Consider the following 20929-nt stretch of genomic DNA (forward strand, 5'->3'; position numbering starts at 1 on the left):
TACCGTGAATTACCGCCCCCGCCTTTGCGGGGGTTTGTGTTTTAAAGGCCTTCACAACGCCAGCCCGTCTCCTCCCACACCAGTTCATGCGTTAACGCCAACCCTTGCAGAAAGCTTTCATCATGGGACACCACCAGCAGTGCTCCGGGGAAACCGGCCAGCGCCGCTTCAATCGCCTGGACCGATGCCAGGTCCAGATGGTTGGTCGGTTCATCAAGCAGTAAAAGCTGCGTGGCGTGCTCGCGCCACAACACGCAGGCCAGGGCGGCTTTCAGACGCTCACCTCCGCTCAATTCTGCCAGCGGCAGTGAGACTTTATCCGCCCCCAGTTGAAGCTGTGCCAGGCGGGTGCGCAGCGTCCCCTCTTCCAGCGGCGTATTGCTCAGATTGAGATGTGCCATCACCGACTGCGTCAGATCCAGCTGCGACAGGTGCTGATCGAGATACGCACACGTCACCGATACCTTACAACTGCCTGCACGGGGTGCGGTTTCACCGAGGATAACTTTTAACAGCGTTGATTTACCGCAGCCATTGGGCCCCCTGAGCGCCACGCGCATCGGGCCGTCCATCCGCCAGTTCATTGGCGGAAGTGAGACATGCGGCAATTGCAGTTCCTCCAGCACCAGCACCTGTTTTCCCTCAGCAATCTGGCTTCCCGGCAGGGTAAACATGATCGGGGCGTCCTCTTCAACCCGTTCCCGCGCCTTGTTTACCGCGGCATTCAGCGCATCGTTTTGATCGCTGTGCTGTTTTTTCCACGAGCCGATACGCTCTTTTGCCGCCGCTTTATATTTGACCCGCTCAAACGACGCGATATTCAGGGTATCGACCGTGCGTATGGTCTTCGCCGAACGCCGCTGGCTGTCATCATGCTCTTTTTGCATTCGCGCGCGGGTGCGTTTGCGCTCCGTTGCCGCATGCTCCAGCGCCGCGCGGGCAGCCTGCTGTTCGGCATCCCGTTGCTGTTTATAGTCTGCATAATTGCCGCCGTAGCTGCGCAGCCCGGAGGCGCTCAGCTCAAGAATACGTGGCACCTGCGCCAGTAGCTCACGATCGTGAGAGGCAACCAGCACGCCGCCCTGATAACGACTCAACTGGTCGTAAAACCACGCCCGGCCTTGTCGATCCAGATGGTTGGTGGGTTCATCCAGCAACAGGAAATTCGCCTCAGCCGTAAATGCACCGCACAGCAGGGCACGGATCCGCTCGCCACCGCTGAATTCGGCGGCAGGTTTATCGGGGTCAAACGGTGGCAGTTTCGCCTGGAGAAACGCCTCGTTCAGGCGTTCTGCTAAATCCCAGTAGCCGTCGAGCATCTCCAGATCGTCAGGCTGGTAATCGCCGCGATCGATGCGCTTACGCGCTGCAAAAATCGCGTCATAACCGAGCAGTTCAGCAAGCGTTGTCTGTGGGGAGATATCCTGCTGTTGTGCCACATAGACATGTGAGGCAAAACGCTCAATATGACCACTGGCAGGTTCATCCAGCCCCGCCAGCATGCGCAGCAGACGCGTTTTCCCGCTGCCATTACGACCAACCAGCGCACACAGGGATGTCTCCAGAGAGAGGTTCAGCGGGCCAAAAAGAATATCGCCCGTCGCAAACTGACAGGTGACCTGATGCAAAATAAAAGAAGGGGACTGCGCAAAATGAGCCATAAGCACTCCTGAATGAAATCAAAACATCCCCTGCCGACGCGGTCGCGTTTAGCAAGGATCGAAATTCATCAGTCGTGTTTGTTCATTTTCGGAATGCGCTCCTGAGGGAGAAAGTTAACGCCGTTAAGGATAGCGGTAATATGTTGACCATTTCAAGATTAAATTTTCACCCGCACGCCATAAAAAAACCCGCCGAAGCGGGTTTTTAGCCTGTACATGCCCGGCGGGCACATTACTGCAGCAGCGAGATATCCGCCACGCGCAGGAACAGCTCGCGCAGTTTTTCGAGCATAGAGAGACGGTTAATACGCAGATCTTTATCTTCCACGTTGACCATCACTTTTTCGAAGAAGGCGTCGATAACGTCACGCAGTTCCGCCAGTTCTACCAGCGCTTCCTGATAACGGCCTTCTGCGAAGTATGGCTCCAGCTTGTCACGCAGCACCACAACCTGCATCGCCAGGGCGATCTCTTCCGGCTCTTTCAGCGTCGCGGCGTTCACACGCTCGTTCAGCGTTTCGTCAGATTTCGCCAGAATGTTGGAGACACGCTTGTTCGCCGCCGCCAGGGCAGATGCCGCTTCAAGCGTACGGAAGTGAGAAACCGCCTTCATACGCGCATCGAAGTCAGCCGGACGCGTTGGACGACGCGCCAGCACCGCCTGAATGGTATCCACGGTGTAACCTTCGTCCTGATACCACGCGCGGAAGCGACCGAGCATAAAGTCGATCACGTCATCCACCACGTTGGCATTGGTCAGCTTATCACCGTACAGACGCACCGCTTCTTCAGTCAGAGTCTGCAGATCGAGGTTCAGGTTCTTCTCAACGATGATACGCAGCACGCCCAGCGCCGCACGACGCAGCGCGAACGGGTCTTTGTCGCCTTTTGGATGCTGGCCGATACCGAAGATCCCCGCCAGGGTATCCATTTTATCAGCAATCGCGACCGCACAGGCAACCGGGTTAGACGGCAGTTCATCGCCAGCAAAGCGCGGCTGATACTGTTCGTTCAGGGCGACCGCCACATCTTCCGCTTCGCCATCGTGACGAGCGTAGTGCATACCCATAACGCCCTGGGTGTCGGTAAACTCAAAGACCATATTGGTCATCAGGTCGCACTTGGAGAGCAGACCCGCACGGGTGGCATGGTTAACGTCCGCGCCAATTTCACGGGCGATCCAGCCGGACAGCTCCGCGATACGGTCGGTCTTGTCGCGCAGCGTACCCAGCTGCTGCTGGAACAGCACGGTCTGCAGGCGCGGCAGGTTATCTTCCAGACGTTTTTTACGGTCGGTATTGAAGAAGAACTCCGCATCCGCCAGACGTGGACGCACCACTTTCTCGTTACCGGAGATAATCTGCTGCGGATCTTTCGATTCGATGTTCGCCACAAAGATAAAGTTTGGCAGCAGCTTGCCGTCATTGGCATAAACCGGGAAGTATTTCTGGTCACCCTTCATGGTGTACACCAGCGCTTCTGCCGGAACCGCGAGGAATTTCTCTTCGAACTTCGCGGTCAGCACAACCGGCCATTCCACCAGCGAGGTGACCTCTTCCAGCAGGCTGTCGCTCAGGTCAGCGTTACCGCCAATCTTGCGCGCCGCCTCTTCAGCGTCGGCTTTGATTTTGGCTTTACGCTGTTCGTAGTCAGCAATGACTTTACCGCGCTCCAGCAGGATCTGCGGATACTGGTCGGCATTGTCGATGGTGAACTCTGGCTCGCCCATAAAGCGGTGGCCGCGAATGACGCGATCGGACGCCACACCCAGAATGGTTGCCGGAATAACGGTGTCGCCCAGCAGCAGGGTCACGGTGTGTACCGGACGCACGAAGTGTACGTCGGACGCGCCCCAGCGCATCAGCTTAGGAATGGGCAGCTTAGCCAGCGAAGTGGCGATCATGTTTGGCAGCAGTGCTTCTGCGCGTTCACCTTTTACGTGAGCGCGATACAGCAGCCATTCGCCTTTGTCAGTGGTCAGACGCTCGGCCTGGTCAACGGTAATACCGCAACCACGCGCCCAACCTTCTGCCGCTTTGCTTGGCTTGCCTTCCGCGTCGAACGCCTGGGCAATCGCCGGGCCACGTTTTTCCACTTCACGATCTGGCTGGGATGCCGCCAGATTTGCCACCTTCAGCGCCAGACGACGCGGAGCAGCAAACCACTCAATTTTACCGTGCGCCAGGCCAGCGTTATCCAGCTCGGCAGTCACGTTCGCAGCAAAAGATTCAGCCAGGCTGCGCAGGGCTTTTGGTGGCAGCTCTTCGGTGCCAATTTCCACCAGGAAAGTTTTCTCAGACATGGCCGCCTCTTATTTGTTTCGGTTGCACATCGGGAAGCCAAGGGCTTCACGGGACGCATAGTAAGCTTCTGCAACGGCTTTGGTCAGGGTACGAATACGCAGAATGTAGCGCTGACGTTCAGTCACGGAGATCGCTTTGCGGGCGTCCAGCAGGTTGAAGCTGTGGGCGGCCTTCAGAATACGCTCGTAGGCAGGCAGCGGCAGCGGAGTCTCCAGCGCCAGCAGCTGCTGCGCTTCTTTCTCGTACTGCTCGAAGCAGGTGAACAGGAAGTCCACGTCCGCGTATTCGAAGTTATAGGTGGATTGTTCCACTTCGTTCTGATGGAACACGTCGCCGTAAGTGGTTTTACCCAGCGGGCCGTCGCTCCAGACCAGGTCGTAAACGCTATCTACGCCCTGAATGTACATTGCCAGACGTTCCAGACCGTAGGTGATTTCACCGGTGATCGGCTTACATTCCAGACCACCAACCTGCTGGAAGTAGGTGAACTGCGTCACTTCCATGCCGTTCAGCCACACTTCCCAACCCAGACCCCAGGCACCCAGCGTTGGGTTTTCCCAGTTATCTTCCACGAAACGAATGTCGTGAATGGTCGGATCCATACCCAGCTCTTTCAGTGACCCAAGGTACAGTTCCTGAATATTGTCTGGCGATGGCTTAATGACCACCTGGAACTGATAGTAGTGCTGCAGACGGTTTGGGTTTTCGCCGTAACGGCCATCGGTCGGACGACGGGAAGGCTGCACATAAGCAGTCGCCATTGGCTCTGGCCCCAACGCGCGTAAGCTGGTCATCGGGTGTGAGGTGCCTGCGCCGACTTCCATGTCCAAAGGTTGAACAATGGTGCAGCCCTGGCGAGCCCAGTAATCCTGTAAGGTCAGGATCAGGCCCTGGAAGGTCTTGGTATCAAACTTTTGCATAGTATTTCGTGCTGGATACGTGTGGTTTTAAATGGAAGGGACCAGTATACCCGCTGGCTGCAAGATATACAGTACGAAACGGGGTTGTTTAGGGAAAATTGGGAAATAAGCGTTCGAGCCAGAACGCGGCGAGCGTCTGGCTGTCGATTATGCGAGCAGATTAGCGCATGGAGAGATGTAAAAACTGGCCGTCCGCATCAAACGAGCAGACAAAGCCCTCTTTACGAGAGGTATGGCCCCGAAGCTCATAGCTGCCCTGAAAACGCTCAAAGCCGGTGACATCAATTTTCTGAGTATCCAGGTTATAGCGGTGAGCCGCCTGATCTTTACACAGCTGTTCCATATTCAGCGAACGTTCCGGGCTCATTTTGCCCTGCTGCGCTTTTTGCGCAGGTGCTTCCTGAGGCGTACTGCATCCGGCCAGTACCACCAGCAGAAAGAGTGACCCCACACGCTTCATCATCATTTTTATTACCGACCCGGTCAGTGGCTGTTATTTTTAGTAGCAAAGCTTTTATAGATTACGGTCTGGCATTCTGCGAATCTCGCGATGGCCAGACAAGTCCGCGTTATAAAACTCAGATTTTTCCAAGGAAAGACTTTTACACAATAGCAGTCACACTCTATTTACAGGGAAAAAGAGGAACTGATGCAGTCAAAAATTAGCTGGATTGATAATCTGCGAGGAATAGCGTGTCTGATGGTGGTGATGATCCACACGACGACCTGGTATGTTACGAACGCACACAGTATCAGCCCTGTTAACTGGGATGTCGCGAATATTCTCAACTCCGCGTCGCGTGTCAGCGTTCCGCTGTTCTTTATGATTTCCGGCTTTCTCTTTTTTGGCGAGCGTAGCGCACAACCGCGACATTTTATTCGTATCGCCGCGTGTCTCGGGTTTTATAGCGCCGTCGCGCTAATTTACATCACGCTGTTTACCTCCATTAGCCCCGGCCTGTCACTCAAATATCTGCTGCAAAAGCCGGTGTTTTACCACCTGTGGTTTTTCTTCGCCATTATCGTTATCTACCTGGTATCACCGTTGATTCAGGTAAAAAACGTCAGCGGAAAGATGCTTCTGGCTCTGATGGTGGTGATAGGCATCATCGCCAATCCGAATACCGTCTCACAGAAAATCGACGGTTTTGAGTGGCTACCGGTAAACCTCTACATCAATGGCGATACGTTTTACTACGTGCTCTACGGCATGCTGGGGCGCGCCATCGGGATGATGGATACCCAAAAGCGGGGTATCAGCTGGCTATGTGGCGCGTTGTTTATCATCGGGGTGATTATCATTTCACGCGGGACGCTGCATGAGCTGCAATGGCGCGGCAATTTTGCCGATACCTGGTACCTGTACTGCGGGCCGATGGTCTTCATTTGTGCCGTTTCCCTGCTGACGCTCGTTAAGAACACCCTGAACGCGCGCCCTCTTCCCGTGCTGGGTTTTATCTCGCGGCACTCGCTGGGGATTTATGGTTTTCACGCGCTGGTGATCCACGCACTACGCACGAGAGGCGTTGAACTCAAAAGCTGGCCAGTGCTGGATATCGTCTGGATTTTCTCCGTCACACTGGTCGTGAGCCTGTTGCTGTCGATGCTGCTACAGAAGCTAGACACCCGCCGCTTCGTCAGTTGACGACGCGCTGTCGGGCCCGATGAAACTGGCGCGGGGAGGAAAACCCTGCCGCCAGTGAGGCCTGCTCCACGCCGCGCCCCTGCAATAGCCACTGCTCCGCCACCGCCAGACGCAACTGCTCCAGGTAATCGCGAACGCTTATCCCCAAATGCGTCTGGAAAAGACGGGTTAAATGGCGCGGGCTGACATGCGCCAGCGCGGCAATATCCGGCACGTTCCACGCTTTTTGCGGGTCTGCGGTTAGCGCATCCTGAGCACGGTGGATAGCCGGATGAAGATGATTGCGATAGCGTAACCATGGCGATAGCTGCGGATCGTCCCCGGACCGGCGGAACCAGACCACCATCTCGCGTGCCACGGCCAGCGCCTTTTCTGGCCCGCACAGACGGTTAATCATATGCAGCGCCAGGTCGATACCCGAGGTGATCCCTGCGCTGGTCCAGACATTCTCATCCTGCACGAATATCCGGTTCTCTTTGATCGTCGCCGTGGGGGCGGCAACGCGTAAACGGCCGATAACCTCATGATGCGTTGTGCACTGCCGGTTGTTCAGCAGCCCTGATTTTGCTGCCAGCAAAGCCCCTGAGCAGACGCACATCACGGTGATATCCTGACGCTGAATAGCCGGCTGCAGGCGCATCAGCCAGTGCTGGATCTGCATCGCCTGCGGCGTAGAAAACTGAACGCGGGAGTCGCTTACACCAGGCAGAACCAGCAGGCTCCCTTCCGGAAGCCTTTCCGGTAATGGCGCGATACCGCTCATCATCAAACCAATCGACGTTTGCACCTCAGGTTGCGGACCAATGTAATGCAGACAAAACGCATCGCCTGCCAGGACAAAGGTTTCTGCCGGGCCAGTCATGTCTAATGACAACACCCCGGGCAACATAACGAACCAAACGTCGATGCGCATTACAGTGACTCCAGCGTCTCCGCTACCGTTTTAATCGCGGCAAATCGCCCTGACAGTACCGTTTCGGTACGATGACGAATTTCCGCAGCGCTAAGGGTTATGCCCTTGTACGTCATAGGAAACGTGAGCATTGCCTCGCTAACAAAGGTCACAGCATAACCCAGATCGGATGCCACCCGTGCGGTGGTTTCGCAGCACTGTTCAGTGCGAATACCGCATAGGATCAGCTGGTTGATATCACGCTCGCGCAGCCAGCGATCCAGGCCCGTATCCGTGAAGGCATTATGAACGTGTTTCTGGAAAACCACATCCGGCTGATGACGTAAAAAGGCCATCGGTTTGACATAGCCGCTTTGCAGTGAGAAAGGGCCTTTTTCATCCACATGGAAAATATCGACGACGGGAATACCGCGCGACTGGCAGCCTTCTGTCAGCCCCAGCATTGCCTGCTGAAAGGCCGGAACATCTTGCTCCTGCCAGTAATCGCGGTGATGAAAAGACTGTTGGGTATCGATGTTGATTAATGCAATACGTGACATGATGGTGCTCCTCGCCAGTGGGTATAAATACATACTGGCGAGGAAACAGGCACGCGGACAGACCAAAAAAGGACATCCTCGTGCCTCTGACAGACAATCACGCTTATGACATCAGCGGCAGCAACTGCTGATAAATTTTGCGGAACACATCGCGCCTTTCAGCATATCGCGCGTGGCGAGTTGCGTCGGGCAGATGAGCCTGTTCCAGCGTGAGTTGTGGCAACAGTTGCGAAAGCGGTTTTTCCGGGTTCATGGCTATCTGCGCCAGCCGCGCAGCACCAAGCGCCGGGCCCACATCGCCCCCGGTACGATAGTCCAGCTGCAATCCACTGATATCAGAGAGCATCTGGCGCCAGTAGCTGCTGCGTGCGCCGCCGCCGATCAGGGTGATGCTTGCTGGTTTCAGGCCGCAGTCATGGACCACGTCCATTCCATCCGCCAGCGCATAGCCCACGCCTTCCAGAACCGCACGCGCCAGTTCCGCAGGACCGTGCTGATGGGTTAAGCCAAAAAATACCCCTTTCGCTTCCGGGTTGTTGTGCGGCGTACGCTCACCGGAGAGATACGGTAAAAACCAGACGGTACCAGCGTTTTCATCCGCCTGCTGTGCTGCGGTAATCAATGCCGGAACATCGGCCATCCCGGTCAGCTTCGCCGCCCAGTCCAGGCAAGAAGCTGCACTGAGCATCACCGACATCAAATGCCATTTTCCTGGCAGCGCATGGCAGAAACTGTGCACCGCGCTTTCCGGGTTGCTGCGATATCCGTCGCTGACGGCAAAATAGACGCCAGAGGTGCCGAGAGACAGCATGGCCTGGCCCGCATCAACCATGCCGACACCCACGGCGCCCGCCGCGTTATCCCCGCCGCCAGCCACCACCGGCACAGCAGGCATGTTCCAGCGTTCCGCAACGGCGGACTGTAAGGTGCCGGTAATTTCGCTGCCTTCAAAGAGTGCGGGCATATGCTCACGGGTGAGATAACAGGCATCCAGCATCGCCTCGCTCCAGTCGCGTTTCGCCACGTCGAGCCACATGGTGCCAGCGGCGTCGGACATGTCGCTGGCAAAATCCCCCGTCATGCGAAAACGCAGATAATCTTTTGGCAGTAAGACCTTCGCCACCTGACGGAAAATCTCCGGCTCATGGCGTTGCACCCAGAGAAGCTTCGGCGCGGTGAAGCCGGGCATCATCAGGTTGCCGGTGATGTCACGGGACGCAGGCACTCGCTCTTCAAGGAGTGCGCACTCTTCCGCACAGCGGCCATCGTTCCAGAGGATCGCAGGGCGCAGCACACAATGCTGGCTGTCCAGCAGCGTAGCGCCGTGCATCTGTCCGGCGATACCCAGCGCGGTGACCTCACGCAAACTGTGCTGTTCACCTAACCCCTTGATTGCGCGATCCGTCGCTTGCCACCACTGCTCCGGATCCTGTTCCGACCATAACGGATGCGGACGCGAAACCTGCAGTTTTTCAGTCTGCGTTGCCAACACGTCACCCTGCTCGCTTAAGAGGATGGCTTTCACACCCGATGTGCCAAGATCAATCCCGATATACATTGTGGTGGCTCCTTTGACAGAAATGCCCGGTGGCGCTTCCGCTTACCGGGCCTACGTTTTTACTTGTCGAACAAATAGTGATTAACCAGATTTTCCAGCAGTTCCTGGTGTCCGCTCTGATGCTGCGGCGCCAGCTGATGTTGTTCAGCGTACTTCGCGATTTCCGCAAGCGATAACTGGCCTTTCAAAATTTGCTGGCCCAGCTCACTGTTCCAGCCGCTATAACGCTTCGCGACACGTTTATCCAGCTCACCGTCTTCAATCATGCGCGCAGCGACTTTCAGCGCCAGCGCCATGGTATCCATCGCGCCAATGTGGCCGTAGAACAGATCGTATTTATCGGTGCTCTGACGACGCACTTTGGCGTCAAAGTTTAGGCCGCCGGTAGTGAAACCACCCGCTTTGATAATTTCATACATCACCAGCGCATTCTCTTCCACGCTGTTCGGGAACTGGTCGGTATCCCAGCCCAGCTGCGCATCACCACGGTTAGCATCGACCGAGCCGAAGATGCCCAGCGCAATGGCAGACGCAATTTCGTGATGGAAAGAGTGGCCCGCCAGGGTGGCATGGTTGGCTTCAATGTTAACTTTAATCTCTTTTTCCAGGCCGAACTGCTTCAGGAAGCCGTACACGGTCGCGACGTCGTAATCGTACTGGTGCTTGGTTGGTTCCTGTGGCTTCGGTTCAATCAGCAGCGTGCCGCGGAAACCGATTTTATGCTTATGCTCAACCACCATCTGCATGAAGCGGCCAATCTGCTCGCGCTCCTGACGCAGATCGGTATTCAGCAGGGTTTCATAACCCTCACGGCCGCCCCACAGAACATAGTTCTCGCCGCCCAACTGATGCGTGGCGTTCATTGCGGTCACGACCTGCGTGGCCGCCCAGCTAAACACTTCTGGATCCGGGTTAGTTGCTGCCCCGGCACCATAGCGAGGGTTCGTGAAGCAGTTGGCCGTGCCCCACAGCAGCTTCACGCCACTTTGCTGCTGCTTCGCCGCCAGCACATCCACCATCTGCGCAAAGTTGTTCAGGTACTCTTTCAGCGATGCGCCTTCCGGCGACACATCCACGTCATGGAAGCAGTAATACGGCACGTTCAGCTTGTGGAAGAATTCAAATGCCACATCCGCTTTGCGCTTCGCCAGCTCGATAGCCTCTCCCGGCTGTTGCCACGGGCGGTCAAAGGAACCCACACCGAACATATCGGCGCCGTTCCAGCAGAAGGTATGCCAGTAACAGGCGGCAAAGCGCAGATGATCTTCCATGCGCTTACCCAGCACCAGCTCATCCGGGTTGTAGTGACGAAATGCTAAAGGATTGGTCGTTTTCGGGCCTTCGTAACGAACACGATCGAGTTGGTCGAAATAAGCTTGCATATTGAGCTCCATAATCAGGGTATGCGGCGAGTCGTTGATACAGGAGTAATAGTGAATAGACATTTTGGGTTGCTCAATTACGTTATTTCACACTGCTATTGAGAGAATGCGCAACTGTGCGCTGGCTCGCAAAATAATGCGCAAGCAAACTATTTTTCGGTGCAGATTCCATAATCAAATGTAATTAAGACCTTACGTATTTTAAAATCCGATCGCGGTCATAAATTCAGAAATAAACCAAATATCGTAATGAGAAGATAAAAATCTGTAATTGCCAGCCCGCCTTTCCGCGTTAAAAATTTGCTGCGTCTAAGCAGTGAATGTTTCTTTTATCTCAGCAACACATACCCCTACAAAAGGCCTAATAATTATGAAGATAAAGAACCTGACCCTAACGCTCTGCACTACTCTCCTCCTTGCAAGCTTTGCAGGACATGCCAAAGAGGTCAAAATTGGCATGGCGATTGACGATCTGCGTCTGGAGCGCTGGCAAAAAGATCGCGATATTTTTGTTAAAAAAGCGGAATCACTTGGCGCAAATGTGTTTGTGCAGTCTGCAAATGGCAACGAAGAAACGCAGATGTCGCAAATTGAGAATATGATTAACCGTGGCGTTGATGTACTGGTCATTATCCCTTATAACGGCCAGGTATTAAGTAACGTCGTGAAAGAAGCGAAGCAAGAAGGGATTAAAGTTCTGGCGTATGACCGCATGATTAATAATGCGGACATTGATTATTATATTTCGTTCGACAATGAAAAAGTGGGCGAACTGCAGGCAAAAAGCCTGATCGATAAAGTGCCGCAGGGCAATTATTTCCTGATGGGCGGCTCACCGGTGGATAACAACGCCAAATTGTTCCGCGAAGGTCAGATGAAAGTCCTCAAGCCGTATATCGACAGCGGCAAGATTAAAGTGGTTGGCGATCAGTGGGCGGACGGCTGGTTGCCTGAAAACGCGCTAAAAATTATGGAAAACGCGCTAACCGCGAATAACAACAAAATTGATGCCGTCGTCGCCTCCAACGACGCCACCGCCGGGGGTGCCATTCAGGCGCTGAGCGCGCAGGGGCTGGCCGGGAAAGTGGCCATTTCAGGCCAGGATGCGGATCTCGCCGGTGTAAAACGCATCATTGCGGGCACCCAGACCATGACGGTGTATAAGCCCATCACTGAACTGGCCAACACGGCTGCAGAGATCGCCGTAGAGCTGGGGAACGGTAAACAACCGAAAGCCGACGCGACGCTGAACAACGGTCTGAAAGATGTGCCGGCACGCCTGCTCACGCCAATTGAAGTCAATAAAGAGAACATTGACGCCACCGTTATCAAAGACGGTTTCCACAAGAAGAGTGAACTGTAATCCAGCGCAGCCCCTGCCCTGCGGGGGCGCATCGACTTGTACTGTTTTTACCTCGGGTCATGTGGAGCAGTTATGCCTTATTTACTTGAAATGAAGAGCATCACCAAGCGTTTTGGCGCGGTGAAAGCGGTCGATAACGTGAGCCTGCGGCTAAATCCTGGTGAAGTGGTTTCGCTCTGCGGCGAAAACGGTTCGGGTAAGTCGACGCTGATGAAAGTGTTGTGCGGGATCTATCCGCATGGCAGCTACGAAGGTGAAATTGTCTTTGCCGGCGAGGTCATTCAGGCCACCCACATTCGCGATACTGAACGTAAGGGTATCGCCATCATTCACCAGGAGCTGGCGCTGGTGAAGCATCTCACCGTGCTGGAGAACATTTTCCTCGGGGCCGAAATTTCGCGCCACGGCGTGCTGGATTACGACACCATGACGCTACGCTGTGAAAAACTGCTGGCGCAGGTCAGTCTGGCCATTTCGCCGGATACCCGCGTGGGAGACCTGGGTCTGGGGCAGCAACAGCTGGTTGAAATCGCTAAGGCGCTGAACAAACAGGTCAGGCTGCTGATCCTCGACGAACCCACGGCCTCTCTCACCGAACAGGAAACGGCCGTCCTACTGGATATCATCCGCGATCTGCAAAATCACGGTATCGCCTGCATCTACATTTCTCACAAACTCAACGAGGTCAAAGCCATTTCAGACACCATCTGCGTGATCCGCGATGGTCAACACATCGGCACACGCGAAGCCGAAGGCATGAGCGAGGATGACATCATCACCATGATGGTGGGCCGCGAACTGACTGCGCTCTACCCGAATGAACCTCACACAACGGGTGATGAAGTGTTACGCGTAGAAAACCTGACCGCGTGGCACCCGGTAAATCGCCATATCAAACGCGTAAACAACATCTCCTTTTCCCTGCACCGGGGTGAAATTCTCGGTGTTGCCGGGCTCGTCGGCGCCGGACGTACTGAAGCCGTGCAGTGCCTGTTCGGCGTCTGGCCAGGGCGCTGGGAAGGCACGGTTTATATTGATGGCAAGCCGGTGAAAATCGACAACTGCCAGCAGGCAATTGCCCACGGAATTGCCATGGTGCCGGAAGACCGCAAAAAAGACGGCATCGTGCCGGTAATGGCGGTGGGTAAAAACATCACGCTCGCGGCACTCGATCAGTTCTCCGGCGCGCTGAGCAGCCTTGATGATGCCGCAGAGCAGCAGTGCATTTTGCAATCTCTCGCCCGCCTCAAAGTGAAAACATCCTCACCGGAACTGGCCATTGGACGCCTGAGCGGAGGCAACCAGCAAAAAGCCATTCTGGCGCGCTGTCTGCTCCTCAATCCACGCATCTTGATCCTGGATGAGCCGACGCGCGGCATTGATATCGGTGCGAAGTACGAAATCTACAAACTGATTAATCAGCTTGTACAGCAAGGGATCGCCGTCATTGTCATCTCCTCTGAATTACCCGAAGTGCTCGGCCTGAGCGACCGTGTGCTGGTCATGCACGAGGGCAAACTGAAAGCCAATCTGATTAACCAGAACCTGACGCAGGAGCAGGTGATGGAAGCCGCTTTAAGGAGCGAACGTCATGTCGAAAAGCAATCCGTCTGATATCAAAGTCGCTGTTCAGACGCCCGGCGCATTCGCGGGGTTAAAAGCGCTGAACCTGCAGGTATTCGTGATGATCGCGGCCATTATCGCCATCATGCTGTTTTTTACCTGGATGACCGATGGCTCCTACCTGAGCGCGCGTAACGTCTCTAACCTGCTGCGCCAGACTGCCATCACCGGCATTCTGGCCGTGGGCATGGTCTTCGTCATTATTTCGGCGGAAATCGACCTGTCGGTGGGGTCGATGATGGGCCTGCTCGGCGGCGTCGCGGCCATTTTTGACGTCTGGCTCGGCTGGCCGCTGCCGCTGACCGTGGCGGTGACGCTAGTATTAGGTCTGGTGCTGGGTGCCTGGAACGGCTGGTGGGTTGCCTACCGGAAGGTCCCGTCGTTCATTGTTACTCTGGCAGGAATGCTGGCCTTCCGCGGCGTATTGATTGGCATCACCAACGGCACCACCGTCTCTCCCACCAGCGCCGCCATGTCACAGATTGGTCAGAGCTACCTCTCCGACAGCGTGGGCTTTACCATCGGCGTGGTCGGGCTGCTGGCGTTCGTGGCCTGGCAATGGCGTGGCCGTATGCGCCGTCAGTCGCTGGGGCTGGCCTCCTCTCCATCAACATCCGTGGTGGGACGTCAGGCACTGACTGCGGTGATCGTGCTCGGCGCGATTTGGCTCCTGAATGACTATCGCGGCGTCCCTACGCCAGTTCTCCTGCTGGCCCTCCTGCTGCTGGGCGGCATGTTTATGGCCACGCGCACCGCGTTTGGCCGCCGTATTTACGCCATCGGCGGTAACCTTGAGGCCGCCCGTCTGTCAGGCATTAACGTAGAGCGCACCAAACTGGCGGTCTTTGCCATTAACGGCCTGATGGTTGCTATCGCAGGGTTGATCCTCAGCTCGCGTCTCGGGGCGGGTTCCCCGTCTGCCGGGAACATTGCCGAGCTGGATGCTATCGCCGCCTGCGTCATTGGCGGTACCAGCCTCGCAGGCGGTGTCGGCAGCGTGGCGGGCGCGGTGATGGGGGCATTTATCATGGCTTCGTTGGATAACGGGATGAGTATGATGGACGTCCCGACGTTTTGGCAGTATATCGTCAAGGGGGCCATTCTTTTGCTGGCAGTCTGGATGGACTCTGCCACCAAGCGGCGTACCTGATAACCGTATTGTGACTTATTTGGGAAGCGAGCCATGTTTGAAAAGCGTCACCGCATTACGTTGTTATTCAATGCCAACAAAGCTTACGACCGACAGGTGGTAGAGGGCGTTGGTGAATATTTGCAGGCGTCGCAATCTGAGTGGGATATCTTTATCGAAGAGGATTTCCGCACCCGACTCGAGAACATCAAAGACTGGCTGGGCGATGGCGTCATCGCTGACTATGACGACCCGGTCATTGAGCAATTACTGACTGACGTCGACGTCCCGATTGTGGGCGTCGGCGGCTCTTACCATTCGCCCGAGCACTATCCTCCCGTCCACTATATCGCCACCGATAACCATGCGCTGGTTGAAAGCGCGTTTCTGCATTTAAAGGAGAAAGGCGTCCATCGCTTTGCGTTCTATGGTTTACCAGCCTCCAGCGGCAAGCGCTGGGCCGTTGAGCGCGAACACGCCTTTTGTCAGCTTGTCGCCCAGGAGAAGTACCGCGGCGTGGTCTATCAGGGGCTGGAAACCGCGCCGGAAAACTGGCAGCACGCGCAAAACCGTCTGGCTGACTGGCTGCAGACGCTGCCGCCGCAAACCGGCATTATTGCCGTGACGGACGCCCGTGCGCGCCACGTATTGCAGGTCTGCGAGCATTTGCACATTCCTGTGCCGGAGAAGATGTGCGTGATTGGCATCGATAACGAAGAGCTGACCCGCTACCTTTCTCGCGTGGCTCTCTCCTCTGTGGCGCAGGGCACCCGACAGATGGGGTATCAGGCCGCAAAATTACTGCATCGTCTGCTGGATAACGAATCCCTGCCGCTTCAGCGCCTGCTGGTTCCCCCGGTCCGCGTGGTAGAACGTCGCTCAACGGATTACCGCTCCTTAAACGACCCGGCAGTCATTCAGGCGATGCACTTTATCCGCAACCACGCTTGCAAAGGTATCAAGGTCGATCAGGTGCTGGATTCCGTGGGTATTTCCCGTTCAAATCTGGAGAAGCGTTTTAAAGAGGAAGTGGGCGAAACCATTCATGCGGTCATTCACGCAGAGAAGCTGGAGAAAGCGCGCAGTTTGCTCATCTCCACGTCGCTGTCGATCAACGAAATCTCGCAGATGTGCGGCTATCCGTCGCTGCAGTATTTTTATTCGGTGTTCCGTAAAGAGTATGACAACACACCGAAAGAGTATCGGGAACGCCACAGCGAAGTCATGATGTAGAAAAGAAAACGCCTTCCAGTGGAAGGCGTTATTGGGATTACATATGGGCGGCGATAAGTCGCTGGTTATCCTGGTACATCGCAAACAGATAGTTGTTATAGCGCTGACCCTGGGTGGAATAACCTTTCAGCTTGTGGATCATCGTACTGGCCGTCACTTCCTGATCCGCTTTACGCAGCTGTGCGCGTGACTTACGGAACGACGAGTAGGCCGGATGGGTGTTCAGGTTTACCACATAGGCATTTACTGAGTCTTTCACCGATTCAAACTGCGAGTAGCCCTTCACCTTGCCCGGCGCATTTTTACAACGCCCCTTCACACACTTCATGCCGAAGAGGTTGTTGTTGTTGCGCGCCAGCTTCGAGGTTCCCCAGCCACTTTCGGCTGCAGCCATTGTCGCAACCATGCTGCCCGGGATGATGTCGACACGCTCAAGGAGCGAGTTCCACGGCACACGACGGGTGTTACCGTTCCAGCTTACCTTGTAGCGCTTTGCGATATCTTTCAGGCGCGCGCGCTCGGACGGCGTCCAGCGGCTATCGTACTGTTTGGCGATCAACCAGTTACGATCTGCCGTAATCGCGGCGTTTTGACTTGTGATGTAAGGCATTACTGTCCGGAGAAACGCTTTTTTCCTTGGTGTTCCGGAAGGGTATTTTCGCAAATCAGGAAGTGAACTACTCTTTGCACTATTGCGAGAATACTCTTGTTTACTGCTAACCTTACTGCTTGTCGTCTTTATTACGTGGGCTTTCTTACTCGTTGTATCCGTGTGCGTCTTTGCAAGCACCCCACCCGAAAATGTCGTGGTGAGTAACATGAGTATCGCGGCCCCATATCGTCGAATGGGAGTCGATATCATTAGGTCTCCTGGTCGGATATAAACATTCCAACACCTTATTTTTTTCACAAATTTGAGAGCGGAATCTCGAATCATATCAAAAATAGACTTCAAGAGCACGTATAGAAATAGTCCAATTCCGAAACTATGTCACCTGAAACGTGCTCACTTAAGCATCAATTCTGAAAATTTGTGTGCGATCTCGCAGATAACTGCCTAATTTTGCGCGGGATCACTCATCCTCTCGCGTCATCCTTGCAGAAAGCGCCGGGGGATGAGTTTTTACGCCTCACCTGATGGCACACTGGTCAAAAATGCCGCGACAGGAAGATGGAATGAAACGCACCGCCGTAGCTTTTCTGATGTTACCCGCACTGGCACACGCTGACTGGTCATCGCCGGGATTTAACGCGTTCAGCGCCGAAGGCACCGGAATGTTCACCAGCCAGGCAAAGCTTGCGAAGGGTACGCGTCCTTTAACAGTGAGTTTTGACAACACGTGCTGGCAGCCAACAGAAGCGATAAAACTCAACGAGATGCTGTCACTCAAACCGTGTGACGGCACGCCGCCGCAGTGGCGTCTGTTCCGCGACGGAGAGTACCAGATGCGTGTCGATACCCGTTCCGGCACGCCAACCCTGATGCTGACCATCAAGAGCACAGCAGAACAACCGGTGGCAGACGTTATCCGCCAGTGCCCAAAATGGGATGGAAAACCCCTGACGCTGGAGGTGGGAAACACCTTCCCGGAAGGCTCCGTGGTGCGAGATTTCTACAGCAAACAAACCGCGACGGTGCAGCAGGGAAAAATTACCCTTCAGCCTGCCGCCAACAGCAACGGCCTGCTGCTGCTTGAGCGCGCCGAAACCGACAAACCCGCGCCGTTTAGCTGGCAAAACGCTACGGTCTATTTCGTGCTGACCGACCGCTTCGTGAATGGTGACCCCACGAATGACAATAGCTATGGCCGCCACAAAGACGGCATGCAGGAGATTGGCACTTTCCACGGCGGCGATCTGAAAGGGCTTGCGAGCAAGCTTGATTATCTGCAGCAACTGGGGGTAAACGCGCTCTGGATAAGCTCCCCGCTGGAGCAGATCCATGGCTGGGTCGGCGGTGGCACTAAAGGGGATTTCCCCCACTATGCCTACCATGGCTACTACACGCAGGACTGGACCAGGCTCGATGCCAACATGGGCACCGAAGATGATTTACGTCATCTCGTCGATGAAGCGCACAAGCGCGGCATCCGCATTCTGTTCGATATCGTCATGAACCATGTGGGCTACGCAACGCTTGCCGACATGCAGGAGTACCAGTTTGGCGCGCTCTATCTGCAGGGTGATGAGCTGAAGAAGACGCTGGGTGAACGCTGGACCGACTGGAAGCCGGGCACGGGACAAAGCTGGCACAGCTTTAATGATTACATCAACTTCAGCGATAAAGCCGCATGGGAAAAATGGTGGGGTAAAAAATGGATCCGCACCGATATTGGCGATTACGACAACCCGGGCTTTGACGACCTGACCATGTCACTGGCGTTTTTACCCGACCTGAAAACGGAATCCACCACGCCGTCCGGTTTGCCAAACTTTTATCAGCACAAGCCCGATACCCAGGCAAAAGCTATCCCGGGATACACCCCGCGCGATTACCTGACCCACTGGCTCAGCCAGTGGGTACGCGAGTATGGCATTGACGGTTTCCGTGTTGATACGGCAAAACACGTGGAACTGGCGGCCTGGCAGCAGTTGAAGGACCAGGCAAGCCAGGCGCTGGCGGCCTGGAAAGGTGCTCACCCGGACAAAAAACTCGACAATGCGCCGTTCTGGATGACGGGTGAATCCTGGGGCCACGGGGTCATGCAGAGCGATTATTACCGCCACGGCTTCGATGCGATGATTAACTTCGATTATCAGGAGCAGGCGGCAAAAGCGGTGAACTGCCTGGCCGATATCGATCTGACCTGGCAGCAGATGGCGGAAAAACTGCAAAGCTTTAATGTCCTGAGCTATCTCTCCTCGCATGACACCCGCCTGTTCCGCGAAGGGGGCCAGCGCGCGGCAGAACTGCTGCTGTTAGCGCCAGGCAGCGTACAAATCTATTATGGGGATGAATCAGAGCGTCCGTTCGGGCCGACGGGTTCCGACCCTCTGCAGGGAACACGCTCGGATATGAACTGGCAGGATGTAACGGGCAAACAGGCGTTAACCGTCGCCTACTGGCAAACGCTGGGTCAGTTCCGCGCCCGCCATCCGGCGATAGGTGAAGGCAAGCAAACCACGCTTTCGCTGAAAGAGGGGTATGGATTCGTACGTGAACATGATGGCGATAAGGTCATGGTCGTCTGGGCGGGGAACCAATAGCCCCCTCATCGCGGTTTTCTCCCTCTCCCACCGGGAGAGGGCCGGGGTGAGGGGCACTCATCAGAACTATTCACTACAAAAACCCACACCCGCCACATAAAACCACAAATCCGACCACACCAGCCGATTTGCACCCGCACGGTGCTAGCGTTATGGTTACCCACTTTCAAAACAAGCTCGACAGATCACCTGCTATGACGTTTTCACTTTTCGGCGACAAATTTACCCGCCATTCAGGCATTACCCGCCTGATGGAGGACCTCAACGACGGGCTGCGCACACCGGGCGCCATCATGCTCGGCGGCGGAAACCCGGCTCAAATCCCGGAGATGAATACCTATTTCCAGACGCTGCTCGCTCAGATGCTGGAAAACGGCAAAGCAACCGATGCGCTTTGCAATTACGACGGCCCTCAGGGTAAAACCGAACTGCTGAAACTCCTCGCCGACATGCTGCGTGAAGAGCTGGGTTGGGATATCGAACCGCAGAATATTGCACTGACAAACGGCAGTCAGAGCGCGTTTTTCTACTTGTTTAACCTTTTCGCAGGACGTCGCGCCGACGGCACCACCAAAAAAGTACTGTTCCCGCTGGCACCGGAGTATATCGGCTACGCCGATTCCGGTCTGGAAGAGGATCTGTTCGTCTCTGCGCGCCCGAACATTGAGCTGCTGCCGGAAGGTCAGTTCAAATACCACGTCGATTTTGAACATCTGCACATTGGTGAAGAGACGGGCATGATCTGCGTATCACGTCCAACCAACCCAACGGGCAACGTCATCACCGACGACGAGCTGATGAAACTGGATGCGCTGGCAAATCAGCATGGCATCCCGCTGGTGATCGATAACGCCTATGGCGTGCCGTTCCCGGGTATTATCTTCAGCGAAGCACGCCCGCTGTGGAACCCGAACATCGTCCTGTGTATGAGCCTCTCCAAGCTCGGCCTGCCGGGCAGCCGCTGCGGGATCATCGTCGCCAATGAAAAAATCATCACCGCCATTACCAACATGAACGGCATTATCAGCCTTTCTCCTGGCGGTATTGGCCCGGCGATGATGTGCGAAATGATTAAACGCAACGATCTGCTGCGCCTGTCTAATGACGTGATTAAGCCGTTCTATTATCAGCGCGTTCAGGAGACGATTGCCATACTTCGCCGCTATTTACCGGAAGAACGCTGCCTGATCCACAAACCTGAAGGGGCGATTTTCCTGTGGTTGTGGTTTAAAGATCTGCCGATCACCACCGAGCTGCTTTACCAGCGCCTGAAGAAGCGAGGCGTATTGATGGTGCCGGGTGATTACTTCTTCCCGGGGCTGGACAAGCCGTGGCCGCATACGCATCAATGTATGCGTATGAACTACGTGCCCGATCCGGAAAAAATCGAAGCCGGGGTAAAAATTCTCGCCGAAGAGATCGAATTCGCCTGGCGCGAAGACGCCCAGTAAGA

General features: G+C 55.2%; 16 protein-coding genes. 7 read left to right on the top strand and 9 right to left on the bottom strand.

The features are described from left to right. Window positions 1-41 precede the first annotated feature (41 nt). From ACMWKA_RS15795 to ACMWKA_RS15810, 4 genes are all read right to left on the bottom strand, one after another. Complete coding sequence (locus ACMWKA_RS15795) at window positions 42-1661, bottom strand: ABC-F family ATP-binding cassette domain-containing protein (protein WP_161670303.1); 1620 nt, start codon at window positions 1659-1661, stop codon at window positions 42-44. Window positions 1662-1893: 232 nt separating this feature from the next. Then, window positions 1894-3963, bottom strand: coding sequence for a glycine--tRNA ligase subunit beta (gene glyS, locus ACMWKA_RS15800; RefSeq protein WP_013094970.1), 2070 nt, complete (start codon window positions 3961-3963; stop codon window positions 1894-1896). A gap of 9 nt (window positions 3964-3972) precedes the next feature. Continuing rightward, window positions 3973-4884: a glycine--tRNA ligase subunit alpha gene (gene glyQ, locus ACMWKA_RS15805; protein ID WP_003860141.1), complete on the bottom strand. Its 912-nt coding sequence runs from the start codon at window positions 4882-4884 to the stop codon at window positions 3973-3975. Window positions 4885-5044: 160 nt separating this feature from the next. Beyond that, window positions 5045-5350, bottom strand: a complete 306-nt coding sequence (locus tag ACMWKA_RS15810; protein ID WP_023620070.1) for a YsaB family lipoprotein — start codon at window positions 5348-5350, stop codon at window positions 5045-5047. 183 nt (window positions 5351-5533) lie between these two features. Between ACMWKA_RS15810 and ACMWKA_RS15815 the strand changes: the two genes are divergently transcribed. Beyond that, the gene (locus ACMWKA_RS15815; RefSeq protein ID WP_013094968.1) at window positions 5534-6529 is read left to right on the top strand and encodes an acyltransferase; all 996 of its coding nucleotides are present in this window, start codon (window positions 5534-5536) and stop codon (window positions 6527-6529) included. On the opposite strand, the gene ACMWKA_RS15820 is transcribed toward ACMWKA_RS15815, so the two are convergent. The 4 genes from ACMWKA_RS15820 to xylA form a co-directional block, all read right to left on the bottom strand. Further along, complete coding sequence (locus ACMWKA_RS15820) at window positions 6522-7442, bottom strand: GlxA family transcriptional regulator (RefSeq protein WP_040020961.1); 921 nt, start codon at window positions 7440-7442, stop codon at window positions 6522-6524. The genes ACMWKA_RS15815 and ACMWKA_RS15820 overlap by 8 nt on opposite strands. Continuing rightward, the gene (locus ACMWKA_RS15825; protein WP_058679181.1) at window positions 7442-7981 is read right to left on the bottom strand and encodes an isochorismatase family protein; all 540 of its coding nucleotides are present in this window, start codon (window positions 7979-7981) and stop codon (window positions 7442-7444) included. The genes ACMWKA_RS15820 and ACMWKA_RS15825 overlap by 1 nt, the downstream gene beginning before the upstream one ends. A gap of 103 nt (window positions 7982-8084) precedes the next feature. Then, window positions 8085-9539, bottom strand: coding sequence for a xylulokinase (gene xylB / locus ACMWKA_RS15830; RefSeq protein WP_414760407.1), 1455 nt, complete (start codon window positions 9537-9539; stop codon window positions 8085-8087). A 59-nt stretch (window positions 9540-9598) separates the two neighbouring features. Beyond that, complete coding sequence (gene xylA / locus ACMWKA_RS15835; RefSeq protein WP_014830210.1) at window positions 9599-10921, bottom strand: xylose isomerase; 1323 nt, start codon at window positions 10919-10921, stop codon at window positions 9599-9601. Window positions 10922-11291: 370 nt separating this feature from the next. Between xylA and xylF the strand changes: the two genes are divergently transcribed. The 4 genes from xylF to xylR all read left to right on the top strand — a co-directional run bounded on the left by xylF (window position 11292) and on the right by xylR (window position 16269). Continuing rightward, window positions 11292-12284: a D-xylose ABC transporter substrate-binding protein gene (gene xylF / locus ACMWKA_RS15840; protein ID WP_414760408.1), complete on the top strand. Its 993-nt coding sequence runs from the start codon at window positions 11292-11294 to the stop codon at window positions 12282-12284. Between the two features lie 72 nt (window positions 12285-12356). Then, the gene (locus ACMWKA_RS15845) at window positions 12357-13898 is read left to right on the top strand and encodes a xylose ABC transporter ATP-binding protein (protein WP_013094962.1); all 1542 of its coding nucleotides are present in this window, start codon (window positions 12357-12359) and stop codon (window positions 13896-13898) included. Next, entirely contained in the window at window positions 13876-15057 is a 1182-nt protein-coding gene (xylH, locus tag ACMWKA_RS15850) for a xylose ABC transporter permease XylH (protein WP_020686536.1), read from the top strand. Before ACMWKA_RS15845 ends, xylH begins: the two co-directional genes overlap by 23 nt. Before the next feature lie 33 nt (window positions 15058-15090). Continuing rightward, window positions 15091-16269 carry a D-xylose utilization transcriptional activator XylR gene (xylR, locus tag ACMWKA_RS15855; RefSeq protein WP_414760409.1) on the top strand — a complete coding sequence of 393 codons (1179 nt, stop codon included), beginning with the start codon at window positions 15091-15093 and terminating at the stop codon, window positions 16267-16269. A gap of 37 nt (window positions 16270-16306) precedes the next feature. On the opposite strand, the gene ACMWKA_RS15860 is transcribed toward xylR, so the two are convergent. Then, window positions 16307-17131, bottom strand: coding sequence for a protein bax (locus ACMWKA_RS15860; RefSeq protein ID WP_014830204.1), 825 nt, complete (start codon window positions 17129-17131; stop codon window positions 16307-16309). 314 nt (window positions 17132-17445) lie between these two features. Here ACMWKA_RS15860 and ACMWKA_RS15865 point away from each other — a divergent pair, with 314 nt between their 5' ends. Both ACMWKA_RS15865 and avtA read left to right on the top strand, forming a co-directional pair. Then, complete coding sequence (locus ACMWKA_RS15865) at window positions 17446-19476, top strand: alpha-amylase (RefSeq protein ID WP_414760410.1); 2031 nt, start codon at window positions 17446-17448, stop codon at window positions 19474-19476. 194 nt (window positions 19477-19670) lie between these two features. Then, the gene (gene avtA / locus ACMWKA_RS15870; protein WP_020686533.1) at window positions 19671-20927 is read left to right on the top strand and encodes a valine--pyruvate transaminase; all 1257 of its coding nucleotides are present in this window, start codon (window positions 19671-19673) and stop codon (window positions 20925-20927) included. Window positions 20928-20929 lie beyond the last annotated feature (2 nt).

It is taken from the genome of Enterobacter sp. 03-F-07-AD-ECC, from assembly GCF_047530935.1.
Classification (GTDB): domain Bacteria; phylum Pseudomonadota; class Gammaproteobacteria; order Enterobacterales; family Enterobacteriaceae; genus Enterobacter; species Enterobacter cloacae.

What these genes read in the sequence shown, in the direction of transcription:
- xylB (WP_414760407.1), bottom strand. Translation starts at nt 9,539, where the DNA reads ATGTATATCGGGATTGATCTTGGCACATCGGGTGTGAAAGCCATCCTC.
- xylH (WP_020686536.1), top strand. Translation starts at nt 13,876, where the DNA reads ATGTCGAAAAGCAATCCGTCTGATATCAAAGTCGCTGTTCAGACGCCC.
- ACMWKA_RS15795 (WP_161670303.1), bottom strand. Translation starts at nt 1,661, where the DNA reads ATGGCTCATTTTGCGCAGTCCCCTTCTTTTATTTTGCATCAGGTCACC.
- xylR (WP_414760409.1), top strand. Translation starts at nt 15,091, where the DNA reads ATGTTTGAAAAGCGTCACCGCATTACGTTGTTATTCAATGCCAACAAA.
- ACMWKA_RS15825 (WP_058679181.1), bottom strand. Translation starts at nt 7,981, where the DNA reads ATGTCACGTATTGCATTAATCAACATCGATACCCAACAGTCTTTTCAT.
- avtA (WP_020686533.1), top strand. Translation starts at nt 19,671, where the DNA reads ATGACGTTTTCACTTTTCGGCGACAAATTTACCCGCCATTCAGGCATT.
- ACMWKA_RS15815 (WP_013094968.1), top strand. Translation starts at nt 5,534, where the DNA reads ATGCAGTCAAAAATTAGCTGGATTGATAATCTGCGAGGAATAGCGTGT.
- glyQ (WP_003860141.1), bottom strand. Translation starts at nt 4,884, where the DNA reads ATGCAAAAGTTTGATACCAAGACCTTCCAGGGCCTGATCCTGACCTTA.
- ACMWKA_RS15820 (WP_040020961.1), bottom strand. Translation starts at nt 7,442, where the DNA reads ATGCGCATCGACGTTTGGTTCGTTATGTTGCCCGGGGTGTTGTCATTA.
- ACMWKA_RS15860 (WP_014830204.1), bottom strand. Translation starts at nt 17,131, where the DNA reads ATGATATCGACTCCCATTCGACGATATGGGGCCGCGATACTCATGTTA.
- xylF (WP_414760408.1), top strand. Translation starts at nt 11,292, where the DNA reads ATGAAGATAAAGAACCTGACCCTAACGCTCTGCACTACTCTCCTCCTT.
- ACMWKA_RS15865 (WP_414760410.1), top strand. Translation starts at nt 17,446, where the DNA reads ATGAAACGCACCGCCGTAGCTTTTCTGATGTTACCCGCACTGGCACAC.
- glyS (WP_013094970.1), bottom strand. Translation starts at nt 3,963, where the DNA reads ATGTCTGAGAAAACTTTCCTGGTGGAAATTGGCACCGAAGAGCTGCCA.
- xylA (WP_014830210.1), bottom strand. Translation starts at nt 10,921, where the DNA reads ATGCAAGCTTATTTCGACCAACTCGATCGTGTTCGTTACGAAGGCCCG.
- ACMWKA_RS15845 (WP_013094962.1), top strand. Translation starts at nt 12,357, where the DNA reads ATGCCTTATTTACTTGAAATGAAGAGCATCACCAAGCGTTTTGGCGCG.
- ACMWKA_RS15810 (WP_023620070.1), bottom strand. Translation starts at nt 5,350, where the DNA reads ATGATGATGAAGCGTGTGGGGTCACTCTTTCTGCTGGTGGTACTGGCC.